This window comes from Streptomyces sp. DSM 116795 (genome assembly GCF_055792905.1).
This window is the reverse complement of sequence record NZ_CM147707.1, coordinates 5,208,519-5,229,966: the sequence shown is the minus strand read 5'-3', so window position 1 is coordinate 5,229,966 and position 21,448 is coordinate 5,208,519. Positions and strand designations below refer to the sequence as shown.

The following is a 21,448-nucleotide window of genomic DNA, read 5'->3' as shown; positions in this document are numbered from 1 at the left end:
GTCAGCGCCGGAGACGCAGCCGCGAGGCATGACGGAGCGGTCCCGCACTGCGGGGCCGCTCCGTTTCTCTGCTGCTGTTGCTGGTAGCGTCCTCTTGCAAGTAATGTGCAATAAGCCCCGAGGAGAGAACGCCCATGGCCTTGTATTCGCTGCCTGAGCTGCCGTACGACTACTCCTCACTGGAGCCGGTCATCAGCGGCGAGATCATCGAGCTGCACCACGACAAGCACCATGCCGGTTATGTGAAGGGCGCCAACGACACGCTGGAACAGCTCGCCGAGGCCCGCGAGCAGGACCAGTGGGGCGCGGTGAACGGCCTGGAGAAGAACCTGGCGTTCCACCTCTCGGGGCACATCCTGCACAGCATCTACTGGCAGAACATGACCGGTGACGGCGGCGGCGAGCCCCTGGAGAAGGACGGGACGGGCGAGCTCGCGGACGCCATCGCCGAGTCCTTCGGCTCCTTCGCCAGGTTCAGGTCCCACCTGTCCAAGGCGGCGGCCACCACCCAGGGCTCCGGCTGGGGTGTGCTGGCGTACGAGCCGGTGACCGGGCGCCTCATCGTGGAACAGGTCTACGACCACCAGGGCAACGTCGGCCAGGGCAGCGTGCCCATCCTGGTCTTCGACGCCTGGGAGCACGCCTTCTACCTGCAGTACCGCAATCAGAAGGTCGACTTCGTCGAGGCCATGTGGCGAGTGGTCAACTGGCAGGACGTCAGCAGGCGTTACGCCGCCGCGAAGCAGAAGGGCGACACCCTGCTCACGCCGCTGTAGAGCACCCGGGGCCCTGGGCGCCCCGGCACGGACCTCCTGCCCTCGTGATCGTCTTCTCACCTTCACCGGGCAGGCGGAGAGAAAGGGAGGGCCCCCGTACGGACGTGACGTACGGGGGCCCTCCTGTCTGTGCGGCCCTGCGCACCGCCCGCGGACGCTCCGCGCGGACTCGCGAGCTCCGCGGACTCCGAAGCGCGTCAGTCGTCGAAGACGGGACCGACGTCCCGGGTGCGCTTGATCTCGTAGAAGCCGGGCGTGGAGGCCACCATCAGCGTGCCCTCCCACAGCTTCGCCGCCGCATCGCCCTTGGGCGCCGGGGTGACCACGGGCCCGAAGAACGCTATCCGCGACCCGTCGGCACCCGGCACGGCGATCACGGGAGTGCCGACGTCCTGGCCGACGAGGTCGATGCCCTCCTTGTGCGAGGCGCGCAGGGCCTCGTCGTACTCGGTGGAGTCCGCGGCGTCCGCCAGGTCGGCCGGCAGACCGGCCTCTTCGAGGGACTCCTCCAGCAGTTCCCGCGACAGCTCCTGCCCGCGGTTGTGCAGGCGGGTGCCGAGGGCGGTGTAGAGAGGTCCGAGCGCCTCGCCGCCGTGCTTCTGCTCCGCCGCGATGCACACGCGTACGGGGCCCCAGGCGGAGGCGAGCAGCTCCCGGTAGCCCTCAGGCAGCTCGTCCAGCTTGTTCTCGTTGAGGACGGCGAGGCTCATCACGTGCCAGCGCACCTCCACGGGCCTGACCTTCTCCACCTCCAGCATCCAGCGGGAGGTCAACCACGCCCACGGGCACCTGGGGTCGAACCAGAAGTCGGCGACGGTCTTCTCTGTCATTGCACGTTCTCCTCGGCTCTCCTGGACAGGGGCTCTGCTGGACAAGAAAGGGTGGTCCGGCTGCTGCGGCAACGCACGAACCCGCGCCGCAATTCCCGAGTGTGCGGTACGTGTGCCGCGTGAAATGCTGAGGCGGCGTCGCCGGGGCCGGTTTCCGGAGGAGTCCGGGAAGCCGAAAAGCCCGAGAAAACCGAGAAAAACCGAGAAGAGGAGCCACGCCGTGCCCGGAGAGAACCTGACCCAGCACGAGGCACAGCGACGGGCCGGGCTGCTGACCGTGGACGGCTACGAGGTGGCGCTGGACCTGCGCTCGGCCACCTCTCCCCCGCCGGCGAAGGGGCCCCGTACCTTCCGTTCGACGACGACGATCCGCTTCCGCTGCTCGGAGCCGGGCGCTTCCAGCTTCGCGGACCTCGTGGCGCCCAGCGTGCACTCGGTGACCCTCAACGGGCGCTCCCTGAACGCCGACACCGTCTTCGACGGCTCCCGCATCGCCCTCGACGGGCTGGAGGCGCAGAACGAGCTCGTCGTCGACGCTGCCTGCGCCTACAGCCGTACGGGCGAGGGCCTGCACCACTTCCTCGACCCCGAGGACGGCGAGGTCTACCTCTACACGCAGTACGAACCGGCCGACGCCCGCAGGGTTTTCGCCAACTTCGAGCAGCCCGACCTCAAGGCCCGCTTCACCTTCACCGTCACCGCGCCCGCCCGCTGGACGGTGCTGAGCAACGGCGAGCGGCGCGGTGAGCCGGAGCGCCTCGACGAAGGCGGGGCGGCCTGCTGGCGGTTCGCACCGACCGAGCCCATCTCGACGTACATCACAGCGGTGGTCGCGGGGCCGTACCACTACGTCACCGACACATACCGGCGCACGCCCGAAGGGGAGGGCGGTGAGCTGGAGATCCCCCTCGGCGCGCTGTGCCGCAAAGGGCTGGCCAAGCACTTCGACGCCGACGACGTCTTCACCGTCACCAAGCAGGGCCTGGACTTCTTCCACGACCACTTCGGCTTCCCCTACCCCTTCGGCAAGTACGACCAGGCCTTCGTCCCGGAGTACAACCTCGGCGCGATGGAGAACCCGGGGCTGGTCACGTTCCGCGAGGAGTTCGTCTTCCGCGGGAAGGTCACCGAGGCGTCGTACGAGCACAGGGCGAACGTCATCCTGCACGAGATGGCGCACATGTGGTTCGGCGATCTGGTCACCATGCGCTGGTGGGACGACCTGTGGCTGAAGGAGTCCTTCGCGGACTACATGGGCGCGCTGGCGCTGGTGGAGGCGACGCGGTTCAAGGACGGCTGGATCACCTTCGCCAACCGCCGCAAGTCCTGGGCCTACCGGGCCGACCAGCTGCCCTCCACGCATCCCGTCACGGCGGACATCCGGGACCTCGAGGACGCCAAGCTCAACTTCGACGGGATCACCTACGCCAAGGGCGCGTCCGTGCTCAAACAGCTCGTCGCGTACGTGGGACGGGACACCTTCCTGGAGGGTGCGCGGCGCTACTTCCAGCGGCACGCGTGGGGCAACACCACGCTGGCCGACCTGCTCGCGGTCCTGGCGGAGACCTCGGGCCGCGACATGGACGAGTGGGCGCGGGCGTGGCTTCAGACCGCCGGGGTCAACTCGCTGTCGCCGCGGGTCACTTGCGATGCCGACGGGCGGATCACCGAGCTCGCCGTGGTCCAGGAGGCGCCGGAGGAGCATCCCGTCCTGCGGCCGCACCGCGTCGCCGTCGGGCTCTACCGGCACGAGGGCCTGGAGCGCGGGCTCGTGCGCTATGCGCGGGCGGAGGCGGACGTGCGGGGTGCCCGTACGGTCGTCGGGGAGCTGACCGGGGCGGAGCGACCGGATCTGGTGCTGGTCAACGACGACGACCTGACGTACTGCAAGATCCGCTTCGACGTGGGCTCGCTGGCGTCGCTCCGTGCTCACCTCGGCGAGCTCGCGCCGCCCGGACCGACGGCCGCGCGGGACACGGCGCCGGAGGCGGACGGCGGCCACAACCCGTCGCTGTCCAGGGCCCTTTGCTGGTCCGCGATGTGGAATCTGACACGCGACGCTCTGATGCCCGCGAGGGACTTCATCTCGCTGGTGCTCTCCTTCGCGAGCACCGAATCGGACGTCGGCGTACTTCAGATGCTGCACGCCTGGTGCCGCTCCGCCGTGGTCCACTACTCCGCGCCCGAGCGGCGGACGGAGTCCCGGCGTGCGCTGGCTGAGGGCGCGCTGAGCGGGCTGCGGCTGGCGGAGCCAGGCAGCGGGCACCAGCTGGCGTGGGCGCGCTTCTTCGCCGCGGTCGCCACCGAGGAGAAAGATCTGCGGCTGCTGCGGGGGCTGCTCGGCGCTCCGGGCCCGGACGGCTCGAAGGACGACGGCGCCGCGCGTATCGACGGGCTCGTCGTCGACCAGGAGCTGCGCTGGACGTTCCTGGAGACGCTCGCCGCGCGCGGCGAGGCCGACGCGGAGCTGCTCGACGCCGAACTCGCCCGCGACGACACGGCGTCGGGGAAGCGGCACCATGTGCGCTGCCTCGCGGCACGCCCCTCGGCGGAGGTCAAGGCACAGGCGTGGGATGCGGTGATGACGTCCGACCGGCTCTCCAACGCCCTTGTCGAGGCCACGATCGCCGGGTTCGCGCAGCCCGGGCAGCAGGAGCTTACGGCGCCGTACACGCAGCCTTACTTCGATGCCCTGGAGGAGATCTGGCGTACGCGCTCGATCGAGATCGCCATGGCCGTCGTACGGGGTCTCTACCCGGATCTGCAGGGGGACCAGGCCACGCTCGACGCGACGGACGCGTGGCTCACCGCGCACGAGGACGCGGCTCCCGCGCTTCGCCGGCTCGTGCTGGAGGCGCGCGACGATCTGGCCCGGGCCCTGCGGGCGCAGCGCTGCGACGCGGGAGCGGCCGGGGGCCCGGCCGCGCAGAGCGGCACGGAGCTGACACGGAGCTGACGCCGAGCTGACACGGAGCTGACGCGGAAACCGGCAGAGGGCTGGCACGAAGCTGTCAGAGGGCTGGCAAGGAGCTGTCAGGGAGTTGGCACGAGCACCGGCGGACGGATGGCGGCCGACGGGCGACGGCACCGGCGGACGGTCAGAGCGGCGCCAGGCTGCGCAGCGTCAGCCCCAGGCCGACCGTGAGGACGGTCAGCGCGGTGAGAAGGGTGCCGTAGCGCCTGAAGCGGGACCAGGCGGGGAGCCGTCTCCCGACGACGGCTGACAGACGGCTGCCGCCGCCGGACAGCAGCAGGCCCGCTGCGGTGAGGGTGGCCGCCATGCCCAGTCCGTAACCGAGGACGAGCAGTACGCCGAAGAAGGTACGGCTCAGGGCGATCGCACCGAGCAGCACCACCAGCGCCGACGGGCTCGGCACGAGTCCTCCGGCGAGCGCGACTCCGAGAAGCGAGGGAAGACGGAGGGCGGAGCGGCGCCCGCCCTCCTCGCCCTCGTCCGGGCGGGAGTGCTCGTGGGCGTGGCTATGCCGGTACTCATGGCCGTGCCCGTGGCCGTGCTCATGGCCGTGCTCATGGCCGTGCCCGTGGCCGTGCCGGTGGCCGTGCCCGTGGTGCCAAGTCGCCGACGGACTGCCCGACTTGAGGGCGCGTACGGCCGTGACCACCAGCCCCGTGCCGATGACCGCGATGAGCGCCCCGCTGACCGCGCCCAGCCAGCCGAGCAACCGCTCCCCCAGCAGGCCGCCGGACAGGGTCAGCACGAGGCCCACGGCCAGTACCCCCGTCGTGTGCGTCGCCGTCACGGTCGCACCGACCGCCAACGCGGCCCGCACTCCTCCTCTGCGGCGGGCGAGGCACGCGGCCACGGCGAGTTTCGCGTGGCCGGGCAGTGCCGCATGCCCGGCTCCGAGGAGGACGGTGAGCAGGACGCCGAGCACCCCCATGGGGAGGGTGAGTTCACGGCCGCCCGTGAGGTGGGTCAACTCCCGTTCCAGACCGGGGAAGAGCGTTGCGCCCACCCCGGCAGAGGGCGCCCCGCCGGGCGCGGCGCCGTCCGCGACACCGGCGGTCCCACCCGTACCCGGCTGCGAACGCAGGCTCGCCGTCGTACGGTTCAGCGGCTCGTCCGCCGCGTCCGCCGGATAGCGGCGCAGTCCCCCGCTCACGCTTCGCGCGGGTACGGATGAGGCGTCCAGCCGTACGCCGTTCCCCGCGGTCGCCGTGATCTCCTTCCAGCCGGTACGCGACTTGTCCGCACCCGAGTTGAACGTGACGGCGGCCGGGCCGGAGAGATCCGCACCGCTGTGCAGGCGGCAGGTGAGCCGGGCGGTGGGCAGGCCGGCCGTACCCTCGCCGTACACGACGCGCCCGTACCGCAGGCGCCAGTCGACGCGCTGTCCGCCGACCGTGACCCGGGCGCCGTCGGCGAGCCGGGCGCAGCGCTGCCGGGCGTGGGAGGCCGCCTCCGCACGGGAGACGGTGCCGTCGCCGTCCGTATCGGCCTCCTCCCGGTCCTGTGCGGTGGGGATCTCCGCGCTGTCCACGACGACCGTGTCCTCGATGCCGTCGTCCGAAAGCCGAAGGGCGTCAAGCCGGTTGAGGCTGAAGTTGCCCAACGGGTGCGCGTGCGCGGCGGGCACGGACACCGGAGCGAACAGCAACGCGAAGACCGCCGTCACGACGGCGAGCAGCGCGGTACGGGGATGCCGGCTCACGGGCGCCCGCTCTTCTCTTCGCGCCCGTCGCCGCCGGATTCGCCGAGCAGCCGGGCCGCACGCGGCGCGTGGTAGGGCGAGAAGTGCGGGTTGAGTCCGAGAGCCTGCCGCAGGTGCCGGTCCCCGGCGGCGTCCCGTCCGAGCTGATGCTCGATCACTCCCCGGTGGTAGATGAAGAGCGCGTTCCGCCATCCGGTGCGAGTGGCGGAACGTGCGTACCGCAGGGCTTCGGTGTCGCGTCCGGCGTGGTGCAGCGCCCAGCCGAGCGCGTCGGCGACGATGACGCTGCGCGACTGCTTCCACGCGCGGCGCATGAGTTTGACCGCGGTCCCGGCGTCTCCGTGGTCCGCCTCGTAGAGCGCGAGGTGGGGATCGACCGGACCGCCCTGCGCGCGCAGCAACCCCAACTGTGCCTTCAGTCCCGCGAGTTCGCGCCGGTCGGGCCCGCCGCGCGCGTCGTCCCCCGCTCGGCCGTCGCGGCGCCCGTCGGTGCGCGCCAGCCGCAACTCCGTGGCCTCCAGCAGGAACTGCGGCAGCGGCGTCCGCCCTGTCAGCCGGCCGTACATTCGCAGCGCCTTCGCGGTGTCGCCGCGCGCGGCGTGCAGCCGGGCGAGTCCGGCCGCGGAGTACGGATGGCCAGGCGCCGCGGCCAGCGCACGCTTGAAGTGCCGCTCGGCGCGGTTCAGTTCACCCTGCGACCAGGCCACATCACCCAGCCCGGACTCGGCGAAGGCGGTCTCGTCCGGCGTCCCTGCGCTGTCCGCCGCCCGCTGGAGCAGGACCGACGCGTCGCGGCTCCTGCCGTGCGTCCGGAGGTCGTAGGCGGCACGGCTGTACGCGGCGGTGCCCGGCTCCAGATCGAGCATGCGCTGCACGGCCTTGCGCGCGGCGCCATAGTGCCCCAGCTGGATCTCGGCGTCGGCGAGCACCCCGTAGCCATCGGAGCGGTCGGGAGCCATCCCGGTGCTGCGGAGCCCCCAGGTGCGGCCGTCGTCGAACTCGTGCCGGGCGTTGGCGAGTTGCCCCATGCCCGTGACGGCCTGGTAGTTGTCCTTGCGCTCCAGCTCCAACGAGCGGTGCAGGGCCTTCTCCGCCGCGTCGAGCCGGCCGGTGTCGAGGGTGGTGCGGGCCCGCTCGATCTCCGCGCCGGCCAGCCGGGACCAGGCGGCGGGATCGCCGGGCGCCCTCTCCGCCGCCCGGCGGGCGACGGCCACCGGGTCGCCGGTGCGGGACGCCGCGCCCGCCCGTTGACCCGGCGGCGCAGCGGCCCGGCCGGCCCCGTCCGCCCCGCCGGCAGCTGCGTCGGAGCCGTCGCCGCCGGACCCGAGCGGCCCCATGGCCAGGAGTCCCGCGACGCAGGCGCCGACGGCGACCGCTCCGCCCACCGCCGCGGCGCGACGCTTCACAGCCGACACCACCGACGCAACCGTCAAGGCCCTCACAGCCCTCACAGCCCTCACAGCGCCGCGTGCGGCGGGTTGAGGTAGGGGAATGTGTCCTGGGCGTCGGCCGGCTGGAGCTTGAGGGCCGGTGTCGGCAGCAGATGCTCGGCGGACGGGCCGCCGGGCTCGCCCATCAGCATCCGGATCAGCGGCCCGTCGATGGTGTCGTTGAGCCGGCGCCCGTTGGGGAAGCCCTGCTTGTCGCCGTCGATGAGGCCGTTCGGCTCCGGGTTCTTCGTCACAGGGGTCGTGAGGTTCAGGCGCAGTTCCTCGGCCGGGACGATCTCCGACCGCTCGGCGTCCGCATTCATGGTGTGCGTGTTCAGGTCGTACCCGAACTTCGCCCCGTTGTTCTCGCCGATCCCGCGCAGGAACAGCGACTCGATGTCCTTGCGAGGAGTGGCGGGAGCCTCGACGCCCTCGGCCCGTTCGATACGATGCGGCGGCTTCGGGTCGTTCACGGCTGCGAGGAAGTCCCGCTCCAGACGGTCGTCCTTGGGTGCGCGCTGCTGGAAGCGGTCCTCGGGGCCTCCGGGCCTGGCCAGTCCGACCGTCGAGCCGAAGACGCCGAACGCCACGTGCGGGTTGCCGTGCCGGGACACCTGACGGAACGCGGCGTCCTGGCCCGGCAGGCTCCTGCTCAGATCGGCGCCGGGGCGGGAGACCGACGCCCATACGCCCACGACCGGATTGCGCCGCGGGTCCTCACGCAGCGCGATCTCCTCCTTGGGCACCTGCAGGACCAGGCTGTTGACGTTCAGCACCGACAAGGGCTGGGCGTCAGGGAGCCAGCCGCGCACGGGCCCGGCCGTTCCGGCGACGTACAGCCCGAACACCTCGGAGTCGGCCTTGAACGCCTCCGCCGACTGGCCGGCCAGGGCCCGGCCGCCCCCGGGCAGCTTCCGGACCGCTTCGCTGCGCAGCTTCCCGTAGTCGGGCATGAGGACCCGGCCCGCGTGAGTGGGGGCGGCGACGCCCTTGCCGACGAGGGGCTCGGGCTCCGACCCGGCCCGTACGCGTTCCAGCGTGTACGTCTGCCGGACTCGCAGCGACGGGTCGTCCAGCGACGTCACTGGGCCGGGACCGACTTCGGGGCCCGCCTGGAAGGGCCTGCGGTCGTCCTTCTCGAAAGTCCAGCGGTATGTGGTGTCGGGCGTTCCGTCACCGTCCGCGTCCGTGTTGATCTCGTACCGCGCGCCGTTGGCGAAGGCGTAGCCGGCCAGCGAGTTGGCCCCGTTCCCTGGCGGCTGGAACGGCCGGACGTTGGCGATCAACGTGACCATGTCGTGGTCGTCGGGGCTGGTGAAGGCGTAGACGTCCGTGATGTCCGCGGCGGAGTCACCCACGGACGAAGGGGCGTCGACGTGGCCGCCCGCGCGGCTGCCGGACAGCAGGGGACCGCACAGTGCGGCGGTAGCCACTGCGGTTGCGCCGGTGATGAGGGCGATCCGGCGGCGGTACGGTCCGGCGGCCGGGGACCTGCGGAACCAGGGCATACGAACTCCAGGCGTTGGGGGCATCCGTAGCCACAGCGTGTCGGGCGCCCGTATCCGCCCCGGCCGTTCCGAGCGGACGCCACCCGTGAGAGCTACGGGATGCATCAGGAGGACTGATGCCGGGGTCTGAAAACTGACGGACCGTCAAGAACAGGCATTCGTCCATGTATGGACGGACGACCCCAACAGGCCTGTGAACAGCGGTTTTCAGGTGCCGGCCGGCGCGCTCCGGAGCGGCGCGAGCGGGAGCATCACACGAAATGGCCAGTTTCCCCGATTGGTATGGCTATGTAGCTCAACGAGGACCTATTCATGGACTGTTCGGACCGGCGAGCAGCTGCGAAGCACCCCCGCGTGCCGCGGAGCGACTCGCCGACATCCGTTTCCATGCGGCCTGTTGAGACGGCATCACGGTTCCCGGTCACTCCGTGGCCTGCCCGGCCGTCCGGCGCGGGCCGCCCGCGCCCGTGAAAACCGAAAGGTTCACTTCTCATGTTCGAGCACGGACTCCGTCGCCGCATCGCCCTGCTGGTCTCCGCGACCGCGCTGCTGCTCCCGCTCGGGATCGGCCAGGCGGGCGCCGCTGCGCCCGACAAGGACGCCACGACCCGCACCACTTCGGCCGAGGGACCCATTCCGGGTGCCTACATCTCGCCATGGGGCGACGCGGACGTCGAGATCTCCCCGGAGATCCAGCAGTGGATGGCACGGGAGGGCGTCACTCTCGAGACCATCAGCCCGTTCACGATGCACGCGGACGGCACGGGCTTCAGCATGCCGATCGGCTCGACGGCCGGCGACGGCCTCGATTCCAGGGGGCGCATCTACTACCCCGGCGGACTGCGGCTCCACCACGCCGAGTCCGGCCGGACCGTCACCTTGAAGCCGACCTGGATCCGCGTCATGCCCCGGCCCGGCTATTCGGCGGGAGTCGAACTGGACGGCAGGACGATCTCCGAGGAGACGCAGATCGCCGACACCAACTACAGCGAAGCGATGCTCGGCGCCCGTCCCAGCCCGACGGGCTTCCGCCTGGAGAAGATTCCGTTCTACTTCACGCAGGAGGCGGCGAGCCTGATCGAGGAGCACAGCGACATCGACGCCCCCGAGCCGGGCACTCCGTTCGGCACGCTCACGCCGCACTTCGACTACGTCCCCGGAAATCCGAACTTCCCCGGCATGCCCGGCCTTCCCGGCTGACACCGCATCCCACGGCCTCCCACGGCCGGCCGGCGGGCCGGCCGTGGGACCACACCACCGGCTTGTCCGGACAGTGACTGCCGCATCACGCCCCGCAGTTGGTGCCTTCGGTCGCCACCATGACTCCTGCCGCCGCGGAGGCCTGCCGTAGGATCCGGCGGGTGAGCGAGAAGCAGCCCGAACCGGTGTCGAAGCGCCTGGCGCAACGGGCGTCGGATGACGACCGTGAGCGGGTCGTCGAGCGGCTGAGGGACGCCGCGAGCGAAGGCCGCATCGACCTCGCCGAGTTCGAGGAGCGCATGACCCTCGCCTATCAGGCGCGGACCTACGGCGAGTTGGAGCCGGTCACGGCCGATCTACCCGAGATCGAATCGCCGGCTCAGCAGCACGAGCTGGCTCTGCGGGCGCACGGGTCGCACGTGCGCCGCGAGGGCCGCTGGCTGGTGCCGAGGCGGATCACCGTCGAGGCCAAGCACGGTCAGGTGCGGCTCGACCTGACCCAGGCGGTCGTCCTGGCCGGTGAGGTCGCGATCGACATCGACGTGAAGCACTCCTCGGTGCGGGTGCTCGTCCCGCAGGGCACCGAGGTGGTGGACGGCGGGCTCGCGCTTGAGTGGGGGTCGGTCAAGTACGGAAGCGACCACCAAGAGGGTGCTCCGGAGCGGGCACGGTTCCGGATCCGGCTCACGGGTGAGGGCAAGCACTCATCGGTCGTCATCGGCACGCCGAACGTCTTCCAGGTGTGGGCGATGCGCCTGAAAACCCGGTGGCGCCGGCTTTTCCGTCCTTGAATCACGGTTCTCCGCCCTCAGGCCACGACGGTGAACGGCAACGACGAGCTGTCGTCGTGCCGTTGATACCAGTGCCGGTAGGCGTCGCTCGCCCACGCCACCTCGCGGTATGCGGCTTCGAGGTCGGCCAGGAGCGCGGCCGGTTCGATCACGGGCGCGGTGTCCGGAACGGCGCCCGGTGTCGTCCCGCGGGTCGCCAGCAGCAGCCGCACCGCCAGCGGATCGCCGAGCAGCGGACGTACGACCCTGCCGGGGCGTGTGGGCGCGGTGGGCTGGCAGGGCGCAACCACCTCGCCCGCGGCCACGAGGTCGGCGGCGGCAAGATTGTCGCCGTGTACCACTCGCGGGCTTATACCTGCCTCGGTGAAGACCCTGCGCAGCCCGGTCCATTCGCCGTCCGCCGTCGGGTCCACCATCCATCTCTCGTGTGCGAGCTCCGCGAGGCTCAGCACCGGGCGGGATGCCGCCGGGTGCGTCGCGGAGAGGGCGACGAACTGCGGCTCGCGCTCGACGAGTACGTGGAGCTCCACACCTTCGGGTATCCGCAGCGGCGAGCCCTCGACCTCGTGCACGAAGACGGCGTCGAGCTGGTTCGACGCGACCATGCGCAGCAGGGTGTGCGCGGAGGCGTCCATGTGGAAGGTGGTGTCCGCCTCGGGAAAGCGGGCACGCAGCCGGCGCAGCCAGCCCGGCACCGCGGGAGAGCCGGTGCTTCCGATGCGCAGATAGTCGCCGCCGGCCCGGCTCGCAGCAGCTTGCGCCTCGCTCACCAGCGCGGTCATCTCGGCCACGAGGGGCCGTGCCCTGCACAGGACGAACTTGCCCAGCGGGGTGGGAATGCTGCCCGTACGCTCCCGGGAGAAGAGCTGCCCGCCGACGGCCTGCTCGATCCGGCGGAGCTGCGTGGTCAACGAGGGCTGAGTCATGCCAAGTTGACGGGCGGCCTTGTGCACACTGCCCGTGTCGGCGATCGCGCAGAGCGCGCGAAGATGCCTCACCTCCAGCTCCACAGGGCGGAGCATAGCCAAGCGGGCGTTCGTCACACCAGACGCCGAAGGGGCCCGGAACGCCCCTGCATATCGGGTGATGCGACGGGGCTATCACTACTTGCCATCATCCCCTGCGCCCCGGTCTCCAAGAGACTCTTCGTCGGCAGGAGTTCTTCCGGAAGCACGCGGCCGCACCCCACCTTGCAGCGGCCACGGCGCTACGGACCAGAAGGAGACCCCCCATGAGACACCGCACCACGGCAATCTCAGCGGCACTCGGCCTCGGACTGGCCCTGGGTCTGGGTGCGATGCCCGCATCGGCTGCCACGCCGGACGACGGTGGCAGCACCTCCAAGAGCAGCGCAACCCGCTCCGGATACATCGGCGAATCCGACAAGGCGACCGAGGCGTTCTTCAAGGCCGTCGTGAAGGACGCCCTCAAGAAACAGGCCGCCAAGCCCGGCATTCAGGCCGTCACCGTCAACTACGACGCGAGCGGTGCCCCCACCTTCGCCAACGAGATAGCCAACAGCACGGCCGTCTGGAACGCGGCCGTCTCCAACGTGCAGCTCGCCGAGGGCGGCAGCGCCAGCTTCGACTACCGCGAAGGCGACGACCCCCGCGGCTCGTACGCCTCGACCGACGGTCACGGCAACGGCTACATTTTCCTGGACTACGCCCAGAACCAGGAGTACGACTCCAACCGCGTCACCTCCCACGAGACCGGACACGTCCTCGGCCTGCCGGACCACTACGAGGGTCCGTGCAGCGAGCTCATGTCCGGTGGCGGCCCCGGCCCCTCCTGCACCAACGACAAGCCGGACGCCAACGAGTCCGCACAGGTCCAGTCCCTGTGGGCGAACGGCGTGGCGAGTGCCGCATTCGACCAGGCGGCCTTCGCCAAGTAGCAGTACCGGCCGCACGAGCCGGATGAGAACAGAAGAGATAGCCCAGCACCACGCCGGAACAGCGCGTAGTAATACAACGCACCACGCCTGAACAGCGCAGTTGTACGCACCACGCCTGAGAGATGCACCACCCGCATCCCCCCACACGGAGGCCCCCGGCGCAGACCGGGGGCCTTCGGGCGCCTCCGGGGCAGCCGGGTCGGAGTGACGGGCCTGCCGTCCGCGCGGGGGGCCGCCGGATGTCCGCCACCCCGGCCCGGGGACGCCCCGGCCGTTCCGGTGCCCCTCACCCGGCACCAGGTGCGGGGCGCGCAGCCTCACCGCGCGCCCCGCACACAGGCTCAGCCTGCCGCCGCCGCGTCCGCCTTCTGTGCGCGCAGCGCCCGCTCCACGCCGGCCCGCGACTCGGTCACCAGACGCCGCAGCGCCGCCCCGGGCTGGGCCCTCTCCAGCCACGCGTCTGTGGCGTCGAGCGTCTCCTGGGAGACCTGGAGCGTCGGGTAGAGCCCGACCGCGATCTGCTGTGCCATCTCGTGGCTGCGCTGCTCCCAGATGTCCTTGACCACCTCGAAGTACTTCTCGGCGTACGGCGCGAGCAGTTCCCTCTGGTCGGTCTGCAGGAACCCGGCGATGACGGCCTCCTGCACCGCGTTGGGAAGCCCAGTCTCCTCCGCGGCACCGCTGCCGACCACCGAGGCCCATGCCTCGGCCTTGGCCTCGGCCGTGGGCCGGGCGGCCCGCGCCATCGCCGCATACCGCTCGCCGGCCGAGGTGGCGTCGCGCTCCAGCTCCGCCATGATCTCCTTCTCCCCCGCCCGTCCGGTGGCGGCGAGCCGCTGGAGCAGGGCCCAGCGCAGCTCCGTGTCGACGGCCAGACCGTCCACCGAAGTGCTCCCGTCCAACAGGCCTTCCAGCAGCGTCAGTTGGTCGTCCGTACGGGCCGCGGACGCGAGGGCGCGAGCCCACGCGAGCTGGTGGTCGCTGCCGGGCACCGCCGCGCGGAGCTGCTCCAGCGCCGCCTCCGACCAGCGCAGCAGGCCGGTCTCCCGCCACTTCGGGTCGGCGTACAGGTCGAGGGCGAGCTTGACCTGCCGCTGCAGCGACTGGACGAGGCCGATGTCCGACTCCTCGGTGATGCCGGAGAGCACGAGGTCGAGGTAGCCGCGGGCGGGCAGTTCGCCGTCGCGGGTCATGTCCCACGCGGAGGCCCAGCACAGCGCGCGCGGCAGGGAGTCCTTGAAGTCCCCGATGTGCTGCTTGACCGTCTCCAGCGAGTGGTCGTCGAGCCGGACCTTCGCGTACGAGAGGTCCCCGTCGTTGAGGAGCACGACGTCGGGGCGCTTCTGGCCCACCCAGTTGTCCACCTCGGTGAGGTCGCCGGTCACGTCCGTCTCGATGCGCCGGGACGCCCGCAGCCGGCCGTCCTCCAGGTCGTACCCGCCGATGCGGATGCGGTGCGGGCGCAGCGTCGGCTCACCGGTGGCTCCCGGGGGCAGCGCCGGCGCCTCCTGCCGTACGGCGAAGGAGGTGATGGTGCCCGAGGCGTCGGTCTCGATCTCGGGCCGCAGCACGTTGATTCCGGCGGTCTCCAGCCACGCCTTCGACCACTCCGACAGGTCGGTCCGCCAGGTGTTCTCCTCCAGGGCGCCGAGCAGGTCGCTCAGGCGTGTGTTGCCCCACTCGTGCCGCTTGAAGTAGCGCTGCACGCCGCTGAAGAAGGCCTCCTCGCCGACGTAGGCGACGAGCTGCTTCAGCACGGACGCGCCCTTGGCGTAGGTGATCCCGTCGAAGTTGACCAGGACGTCGTCCAGGTCGCGGATCTCCGCCATGATCGGGTGGGTGGAGGGCAGTTGGTCCTGCCGGTACGCCCAGGTCTTCATCTGATTGGCGAACGTCGTCCAGGAGTGCGGCCAGCGGGAGCCGGGAGCCGCCGCCATGCAGGCGACGGAGGTGTATGTGGCGAACGACTCGTTGAGCCACAGGTCGTTCCACCACTCCATCGTCACGAGGTCGCCGAACCACATGTGGGCCAGCTCGTGGAGGATCGTCTCCGCGCGTGCCTCGTACGCTGCGTCGGTCACCTTGGAGCGGAAGACGTACTGGTCACGGATGGTGACGGCGCCCGCGTTCTCCATGGCGCCCGCGTTGAACTCGGGCACGAAGAGCTGGTCGTACTTGGCGAACGGGTAGGGGTAGTCGAACTTCTCCTGGAACCAGTCGAATCCCTGCCGCGTCACCTCGAAGATCGCGTCCGCGTCGAGGTGTTCGGCCAGCGAGGGACGGCAGTAGATGCCCAGATCGACGGTCCGTCCGCCGCCCTCCCAGCTGCTGTGCACCGAGTGGTACGGGCCGACGATGAGCGCCGTGATGTAGGAGGAGATACGGGGCGTCGGCTCGAAACGCCACAGCCCGCCGTCCTCCGAGTCCGGCGTCGGCGAGTTCGAGATCACCGTCCAGCCCTCGGGGGCACGCACGGTGAACTGGAAGGTGGCCTTCAGATCCGGCTGTTCGAAGCTGGCGAAGACGCGCCGCGCGTCGGGCACCTCGAACTGGGTGTACAGATAGGCCTGCTGGTCCACCGGGTCGACGAAGCGGTGCAGCCCTTCACCGGTGTTGGTGTACGAGCAGTCGGCCACGACGAGCAGCTCGTTCTGGCCCTGAGCGAGACCGGGCAGCGCGATGCGGGAGTCCGCGAAGGCCTCTCCGGGGTCGAGGGACCGTCCGTTCAGGGTGATCTCGTGCACCTCGGGGGCCACCAGGTCGATGAAGCTGGAGGCCGGTTCGGCGGCCTCGAAGCGGACGAGCGTACGGGAGCGGAAGGTACCCCCGTCCTGCGCGCCGCTCAGATCCAGCTCGATCTCGTAGGAGTCCACGCGGAGGAGCTGCGCGCGCTCGCGGGCCTCCTCGCGTGTCAGATTCGTGCCAGGCACCTGGTGCTCTCCCATGCTCTCGCGGTCTCACGATGTCGTAGTTCGGCCATCCTTCCACGTGGGGACCGCACGCGGTTCCCACCCGCACACCCGAACACGGCAGTAGCGCCCCGGCCGCACAGGGGCGCCGCGGACCCTCGCTCCGGCCGCCCGCAACGCGGTGCGGAGCTGTCCCCGCGACGCGGCAGGTGAACGGCGGGTGAGCAGCACAACGACGGGCGGTCCGAGCCGGGCGACGAGGAGGAGGATCAGGTTCCGGTCAGTGATCCATGAGTGTGGATGGGCGTGCTGCGTTCTGCCGTCGTTCAGACGCAGGTCACTCCAGATGCCAAACATCCCTGGTGAGCAGGTCGTTCCGGCCGTTCGACACGAGCGGCACGGCACGGCACGCGTTCCGCTTCGCGTCCCTCACCCGGAGAGGCACCCGCATGCACTGCAGCAGCCGGAAGCAGACCAGTCTGCCCGACCGCCGCACCCTCCTCCTACTCGGCGCCACCGGAGCGGCCACCGCTCTGGGAGCCGGAGCCGTGCTGAACGGCGGCGCCGCCAACGCCGGTCAGCCCGCCAAGGCGGCACCCTCACCCGCGGCCGTCGCACGTACACGCGCCGCCCGCGCACGCTCACAGGCTCCCGTCACCCGGGACGGGCCGGTTGAACCGTCGCCCGAGGGCACCACGCTCGCCGGCGTGGCCACGCCGCGCGGGAACGCCGACGGCTACCGCCGGCTCGGGGACGGCCCCGGCTGGAAGCGGCTCGTTCGTACGGATCTCGCCGACGCAAGCTCCGGACGGACGGAGAAGCGGCGACCGCTGACCGCGTTCGTCCAGTTCACGGATCTGCACATGGTCGACGTGCAGCACCCGCTGCGTTACGAGTTCCTGCGGCCGGGGAGCGGCAAGGCCTGGCGCCCGCAGGAGGCGCTCTCCGTCGCCGGCTCCGTCTCCCTGATCGAACGCGTCAACGCGCTGCGCGGGGGCCCGGCGACCGGCGAGCCGCTGTCTTTCGTGGTGACCACCGGCGACAACACCGACAACAACTCCCGTTCCGAACTCGACTGGTTCCTGACGGCGATGAGCGGCGGGCGCGTCACCCCCAACACCGGCGACGTCGACCGGTACGAGGGCGTGCACGACAGCGGCCTCAAGCTCTACTGGCACCCCGACGACGATCTCCGCGACGACGACAAGGCGTTGGGCTTCCCCCGCATCGACGGCTACCTGCGGGCGGCGATACGCGAGGTCAACAGCCCCGGGCTGGCGCTCCCCTGGTACTCCACGTCCGGCAACCACGACGCCCTCCCGGGTGGCTGCTACGCCGGCGGCTCCTTCTTCGCGGACTTCGCCGTAGGCGGACGGAAGCTGATGGAGCTGGAATCCGAGGCGGAGGCCGTCAAGCTGTGGAAGACGCTGGAGGCCGACGGCGACCCGAAGGGTGAGCAGTACCAGGAGGTGCTGCGCTCCCGGATGGACTCCAAGAAGATGCGCCGTGTCACCGCGGACCTGGAACGGGCACCGTTCACCAGGAAGGACTGGATACGTGCGCACATGCGCCGCCGGTTCAAGGGCGCGGGTCCCGTCGGGCACGGCTACACCGAGGCGAATCTCGCCGAGGACCGCCTCTACTACACCTTCCGGGTCGCGGAGAGCGTGACGGGCATCAGCCTGGACACGACACGGCTGGACGGCGGCTACAAGGGCAGCGTGAGCGACGCCCAACTCGACTGGCTGGAACGCCGGTTGCGGGAGGAGCGCGACAAGGGCACGTACGTGCTGATATTCAGCCACCACACAAGCACCACCATCCCGGACGGCGGCGACCGGCTCCTGTCCCTGCTGCACCGCAATCCGCACGTCCTGGCCTGGATCAACGGCCACAGCCACAAGAACCGGATCAGACCGCGCCGTACGTTCTGGGAGATATCAACGGCCTCGCACGTCGACTTCCCGCAGTTGGCGCGGACGCTGGAACTGGCCGACAACGGGGACGGAACGCTCTCGCTGTTCACCACCCTGATCGAGTCCTCGGCACCGGCGCGCACCGACTTCGAGGACCTCTCACAGACCGGACTGGCCTCCCTCTACCGGGAGCTGGCCCTCAACGCGCCCGGTGCCCGCACCGGACTGGGCGGCGACCCCGACGACCGCAACGTGGAGCTGCTGCTGCGCAAGCCGTGACGGGGCACGGTGCCGGGCCCCCGGCGCGGGGGCGGTGCCGGGCCGCGGCACGGGGAGCGGGGAGCGGGGCTCACGCCTCGCGCACGAGCGCGCCGACGCAGGCGCGTACCGCCGGGCTCGCGGACGAACCCCCGTCCGGGCCCGGCCCCTTGGCCCGCCACGCGGCCAGCACCTCTCTGTGCAGCCGCGGCCGTACGGGAAGGAAGCGCACCCCCGCGGGCGCGGGCCGCTGGCCCATCTCGGGGAGCAGGGCCACCGCCAGGCCCCGGGCGACGAGCGCGAGCTGCGTCGCGAACTCGCTGACGGTGTACCGGACTTCCGGTTCGCAGCCCACCGACCGCAGCCCTTGCACGAGCGCCTCGTACGGCTCGGTACCGACCGGACAGCTCGTCCACACCTGGCCGTCCAGCTCACCGAGGGCGACCTGCCCCGAGCTCGCCAGCGGGTGCTCCTCGCCGAGCGCGAGGTGGACGTCCTCGATGGCCAGCGTGCGCGTCGCCAGTCCGGCCGGCAGGGCCAGCGGGCGGTTGGACCAGCTCTCCACGAGGAGGAGGTCGAGGTCGCCGCGGGTGAGCAGCGGCACCATGTCGACGGCCTCCCCGTCGACCACCGTCGGTACGAGCCGGGGGTGCGCTGTGGTGAGCGCGCCCAGCGCCTCCGGCAGCAGGGCTCGCAGCGAACTGCTCACACCGCCGAGCCGGAGCGGCCCCAGGATCTCCTCACCCAGGTCCGCCAGGTCGGACTCCGCCGCTGTGGCCTGCGTGACGACGCGCGAGGCGTGCGCCGCGAGCACCCGGCCGGCGTGGGTGAGCCGCACACTGCGCCCGTACGGCTCCAGCAGCCGGTGCCCCGACTCCCTCTCCAGCTTCCCCAGTTGCTGGGAGACGCCGGAGGGCGTGACATGCAGCGCTGCCGCCGCACGCGCGACGGAGCCTTGCTGGGCCACCGCGTGCAGGATGCGCAGCCTTTCCAGATTCAGCACGGCGCCACGCTATCCGCTCTCTCTGTAGCAGCACTACCGGATACCGGCGAGAAATCGTCGCTGTTGCTTCTGCGTCGAGAGGAGCAGAGTGACCTGCATGGCGAGTACGGAGCAGACCGGAGCGGCGGGAGGTCCGGCGCCGGAGGGACCCGACGGACGGAACCCGCTGCTGGGACAGGGACAGGGACAGGGCCGGGGACGCGGTGCCGCGACCATGCGGGGCGGCCCCGCGCTGATGGTGGTCGCGGGAGCGGCCTGTACGTCGTCCTCCGGCATGTTCATCAAGCTCTCCGAGGTGAACGCGGGCACCGCCGCCTTCATGCGGTGCGCCCTGGCCCTCGTGGTGCTGGCACCCATGGCATTCGTCGAGTACCGACGGCTGGGGCCGCGACCGCTGCGTCTGCTCGCACTCGATCTCGCGGCGGGTGCGCTGCTCGGGCTCGACTACGTGTGCTGGGTGCAGAGCATCCACGACCTGGGAGCGTCCATCGCCACGCTGCTGCTCAACGTCCAGCTCATCGTCTTCCCGCTGCTGGCGCGCTTCCTCACCGGAGCGCGGCTCGGTCGGCGGTTCTGGCTGACCGCGCCGGTACTGCTGACCGGGATCGCCCTGGCCGGGGGCGCGATCGGGCATGCGGAGCCGGGCAGCGACCCCGCCTCCGGTGTGCTGTTCGGCACCATCGCCGGTGTCGCCTTCGCCGGTTACCTCTTTCTGATCCGGCTCGGCGGCGAGGGCGGCTGGGGCGCCGGCTCCCAGCAGCCGTCCGCACCGCGCTCGCACACCGTGACCCCGGTCTGCGCGGCCACCTTCGCGGCCGCCGTCGCCGCCGGCGTGCTGGGCTCGCTGTGGACGGGCGTCGACCTCGACCCGGGCTGGCCCGCCTGGGGCTGGCTGATACCGATGGCGTTCCTCGGGCAGGTGCTGGCCTGGCTGCTCATCAACCCGGCGCTGGCGCGCCTCGCCCCCGACAAGGGCGCCACGCTGCTGCTCCTGCAGCCCGTGCTCGCGCTCCTTTTCGGGGTGGGTTTCCTCGCCGAACGTCCCACTCCCACCCAGTACGCGGGCTGTCTCCTGGTCGTTCTCGCCGTATGGCGCACCACCCGTACCGATCACTAGAGTCGCTGCATGTCCGTGCGCTCCACCGTCGTCGCCCTGGTGGTCGCCGCCGCGGCGGCCTTCTCCGTGAGCTCCTCCGCGGCGGCCGACGCGGGTCACGACGCCGCGCAGGACGCGATGGACGCACAGGTCGAACAGGCGGGCGTGCCGGGCGTCCTGGGCCAGGCGCAGGACGGCGGCGGCGTCTGGCACGGCGCGTCCGGCGTTGCGGACCGGACGACGCGGCGCCCGCCGATGCCGCAGGACAGATTCCGCATCGGCAGCCTGACCAAGCCCTTCATAGCCGCGGTGATGCTGCAGCTCGAGGCGGAAGGCACGGTGGATCTCGACGCGCCCGTCGAGCGCTGGCTTCCGGGGACGGTACGGGGCGACGGGCAGGACGGCCGCCTCATCACCCTCCGCCAACTCCTCGGCCACACCAGCGGCTTGTACGACTTCACCGCGGACCCCGGCATGCAGCGCGACCATTTCGGCCCGCGCTTCGCCGCCCACCGCTACGACTCGCAGGACCCGGAGTCCCTCGTACGCACGGCCATGGCGCACCCCCGCTCCTTCCGGCCGGGCAGCGACTGGGGCTACTCGAACACCAACTACGTACTCGCCGGAATGGTCATATCGAAGGCCACCGGCCACTCCTACGCGCAGGAGATCGAAAGCAGGATCATCCGGCCGCTGAAGCTGCGCGACACCTCGCTGCCGGGCACCTCCGCGCGCATCCCCGCTCCGCACGGCCGCGCGTACTCCACGCTCTCCGCGACGGGCGGGCAGGCGCGCGTCCACGACGTCACCGCTCTCGATCCCTCCGTCGCGGGCGCCTCGGGTGAGATGATCTCCTCCACCGGCGATCTGGTCCGCTTCATGCGGGCCCTGCTCGGCGGCGACGTACTGCCGCCGCGGCAGCTCGCGGAGATGAAGTCCACGGTCCCCGCCGACGGCGACAACCGCTACGGCCTCGGCGTCACCCGGCACCGGCTCTCCTGCGGGACCACCGTGTGGGGCCACGAGGGCACCATCCAGGGCTCGCGCTCCACGGCCGTCACCACCGCCGACGCCTCGCACACCGCCGCGTTCAACCTCAACGGCGACTGGTCCGGCAGTACGGCCGCGCTGGTCGAGGCGGAGTTCTGCGGCTAGCCGCTG

Annotated in this window: 15 protein-coding genes; 8 read left to right on the top strand and 7 right to left on the bottom strand. The window is 71.2% G+C overall.

Features of this window, described 5'->3' with window-relative positions; all coding sequences use genetic code 11:
* The first annotated feature begins 134 nt into the window (after window positions 1–134).
* Entirely contained in the window at window positions 135–776 is a 642-nt protein-coding gene (locus ACSMXX_RS22475; RefSeq protein ID WP_473180500.1) for a superoxide dismutase, read from the top strand.
* Between the two features lie 197 nt (window positions 777–973).
* On the opposite strand, the gene ACSMXX_RS22470 is transcribed toward ACSMXX_RS22475, so the two are convergent.
* A complete protein-coding gene (locus tag ACSMXX_RS22470; protein WP_473180499.1) occupies window positions 974–1,606 on the bottom strand; it encodes a DsbA family protein in 633 nt (210 codons plus the stop codon).
* Between the two features lie 220 nt (window positions 1,607–1,826).
* On the opposite strand from ACSMXX_RS22470, the gene pepN (ACSMXX_RS22465) reads away from it, so the two are divergent.
* A complete protein-coding gene (pepN, locus tag ACSMXX_RS22465; RefSeq protein WP_473180498.1) occupies window positions 1,827–4,562 on the top strand; it encodes an aminopeptidase N in 2,736 nt (911 codons plus the stop codon).
* A gap of 142 nt (window positions 4,563–4,704) precedes the next feature.
* Here pepN (ACSMXX_RS22465) and ACSMXX_RS22460 read toward each other — a convergent pair whose 3' ends face one another.
* The 3 genes from ACSMXX_RS22460 to ACSMXX_RS22450 are packed head-to-tail and all read right to left on the bottom strand — an operon-like array spanning window position 4,705 to window position 9,217.
* Window positions 4,705–6,279, bottom strand: a complete 1,575-nt coding sequence (locus tag ACSMXX_RS22460) for a nickel transporter (protein ID WP_473180497.1) — start codon at window positions 6,277–6,279, stop codon at window positions 4,705–4,707.
* Entirely contained in the window at window positions 6,276–7,685 is a 1,410-nt protein-coding gene (locus ACSMXX_RS22455; RefSeq protein ID WP_473180496.1) for a tetratricopeptide repeat protein, read from the bottom strand. The genes ACSMXX_RS22460 and ACSMXX_RS22455 overlap by 4 nt, the downstream gene beginning before the upstream one ends.
* Before the next feature lie 50 nt (window positions 7,686–7,735).
* Window positions 7,736–9,217 (bottom strand): DUF4331 domain-containing protein, encoded by a 1,482-nt coding sequence (locus ACSMXX_RS22450; protein ID WP_473180495.1) that lies wholly within the window; start codon window positions 9,215–9,217, stop codon window positions 7,736–7,738.
* Window positions 9,218–9,709: 492 nt separating this feature from the next.
* Here ACSMXX_RS22450 and ACSMXX_RS22445 point away from each other — a divergent pair, with 492 nt between their 5' ends.
* Together ACSMXX_RS22445 and ACSMXX_RS22440 are read left to right on the top strand one after the other, a co-directional pair.
* On the top strand, window positions 9,710–10,417 hold the full coding sequence (locus tag ACSMXX_RS22445; RefSeq protein WP_473180494.1) for a hypothetical protein: 708 nt from the start codon (window positions 9,710–9,712) through the stop codon (window positions 10,415–10,417).
* 161 nt (window positions 10,418–10,578) lie between these two features.
* A complete protein-coding gene (locus ACSMXX_RS22440) occupies window positions 10,579–11,208 on the top strand; it encodes a DUF1707 SHOCT-like domain-containing protein (RefSeq protein WP_473180493.1) in 630 nt (209 codons plus the stop codon).
* A gap of 17 nt (window positions 11,209–11,225) precedes the next feature.
* On the opposite strand, the gene ACSMXX_RS22435 is transcribed toward ACSMXX_RS22440, so the two are convergent.
* On the bottom strand, window positions 11,226–12,230 hold the full coding sequence (locus ACSMXX_RS22435) for a LysR family transcriptional regulator (protein ID WP_473184912.1): 1,005 nt from the start codon (window positions 12,228–12,230) through the stop codon (window positions 11,226–11,228).
* A 209-nt stretch (window positions 12,231–12,439) separates the two neighbouring features.
* Between ACSMXX_RS22435 and snpA the strand changes: the two genes are divergently transcribed.
* The gene (gene snpA / locus ACSMXX_RS22430; protein WP_473180492.1) at window positions 12,440–13,105 is read left to right on the top strand and encodes a snapalysin; all 666 of its coding nucleotides are present in this window, start codon (window positions 12,440–12,442) and stop codon (window positions 13,103–13,105) included.
* Window positions 13,106–13,446: 341 nt separating this feature from the next.
* Here the strand turns inward: snpA and pepN (ACSMXX_RS22425) are convergent, their stop codons facing one another.
* Window positions 13,447–16,035, bottom strand: coding sequence for an aminopeptidase N (gene pepN / locus ACSMXX_RS22425; RefSeq protein WP_473180491.1), 2,589 nt, complete (start codon window positions 16,033–16,035; stop codon window positions 13,447–13,449).
* A gap of 428 nt (window positions 16,036–16,463) precedes the next feature.
* On the opposite strand from pepN (ACSMXX_RS22425), the gene ACSMXX_RS22420 reads away from it, so the two are divergent.
* On the top strand, window positions 16,464–18,209 hold the full coding sequence (locus tag ACSMXX_RS22420) for a TIGR03767 family metallophosphoesterase (RefSeq protein WP_473184911.1): 1,746 nt from the start codon (window positions 16,464–16,466) through the stop codon (window positions 18,207–18,209).
* Window positions 18,210–18,279: 70 nt separating this feature from the next.
* Here ACSMXX_RS22420 and ACSMXX_RS22415 read toward each other — a convergent pair whose 3' ends face one another.
* Window positions 18,280–19,191: a LysR family transcriptional regulator gene (locus ACSMXX_RS22415; protein WP_473180490.1), complete on the bottom strand. Its 912-nt coding sequence runs from the start codon at window positions 19,189–19,191 to the stop codon at window positions 18,280–18,282.
* Window positions 19,192–19,288: 97 nt separating this feature from the next.
* Here ACSMXX_RS22415 and ACSMXX_RS22410 point away from each other — a divergent pair, with 97 nt between their 5' ends.
* Together ACSMXX_RS22410 and ACSMXX_RS22405 are read left to right on the top strand one after the other, a co-directional pair.
* Window positions 19,289–20,308, top strand: a complete 1,020-nt coding sequence (locus ACSMXX_RS22410) for a DMT family transporter (RefSeq protein WP_473180489.1) — start codon at window positions 19,289–19,291, stop codon at window positions 20,306–20,308.
* Window positions 20,309–20,317: 9 nt separating this feature from the next.
* Complete coding sequence (locus ACSMXX_RS22405) at window positions 20,318–21,442, top strand: serine hydrolase domain-containing protein (protein WP_473180488.1); 1,125 nt, start codon at window positions 20,318–20,320, stop codon at window positions 21,440–21,442.
* The last annotated feature ends 6 nt before the right edge of the window (window positions 21,443–21,448 follow it).

What these genes read in the sequence shown, in the direction of transcription:
- ACSMXX_RS22475 (WP_473180500.1), top strand. Translation starts at nt 135, where the DNA reads ATGGCCTTGTATTCGCTGCCTGAGCTGCCGTACGACTACTCCTCACTG.
- ACSMXX_RS22470 (WP_473180499.1), bottom strand. Translation starts at nt 1,606, where the DNA reads ATGACAGAGAAGACCGTCGCCGACTTCTGGTTCGACCCCAGGTGCCCG.
- ACSMXX_RS22450 (WP_473180495.1), bottom strand. Translation starts at nt 9,217, where the DNA reads ATGCCCTGGTTCCGCAGGTCCCCGGCCGCCGGACCGTACCGCCGCCGG.
- ACSMXX_RS22445 (WP_473180494.1), top strand. Translation starts at nt 9,710, where the DNA reads ATGTTCGAGCACGGACTCCGTCGCCGCATCGCCCTGCTGGTCTCCGCG.
- ACSMXX_RS22435 (WP_473184912.1), bottom strand. Translation starts at nt 12,230, where the DNA reads ATGCTCCGCCCTGTGGAGCTGGAGGTGAGGCATCTTCGCGCGCTCTGC.
- snpA (WP_473180492.1), top strand. Translation starts at nt 12,440, where the DNA reads ATGAGACACCGCACCACGGCAATCTCAGCGGCACTCGGCCTCGGACTG.
- ACSMXX_RS22420 (WP_473184911.1), top strand. Translation starts at nt 16,464, where the DNA reads ATGCACTGCAGCAGCCGGAAGCAGACCAGTCTGCCCGACCGCCGCACC.
- ACSMXX_RS22410 (WP_473180489.1), top strand. Translation starts at nt 19,289, where the DNA reads ATGGCGAGTACGGAGCAGACCGGAGCGGCGGGAGGTCCGGCGCCGGAG.
- ACSMXX_RS22405 (WP_473180488.1), top strand. Translation starts at nt 20,318, where the DNA reads ATGTCCGTGCGCTCCACCGTCGTCGCCCTGGTGGTCGCCGCCGCGGCG.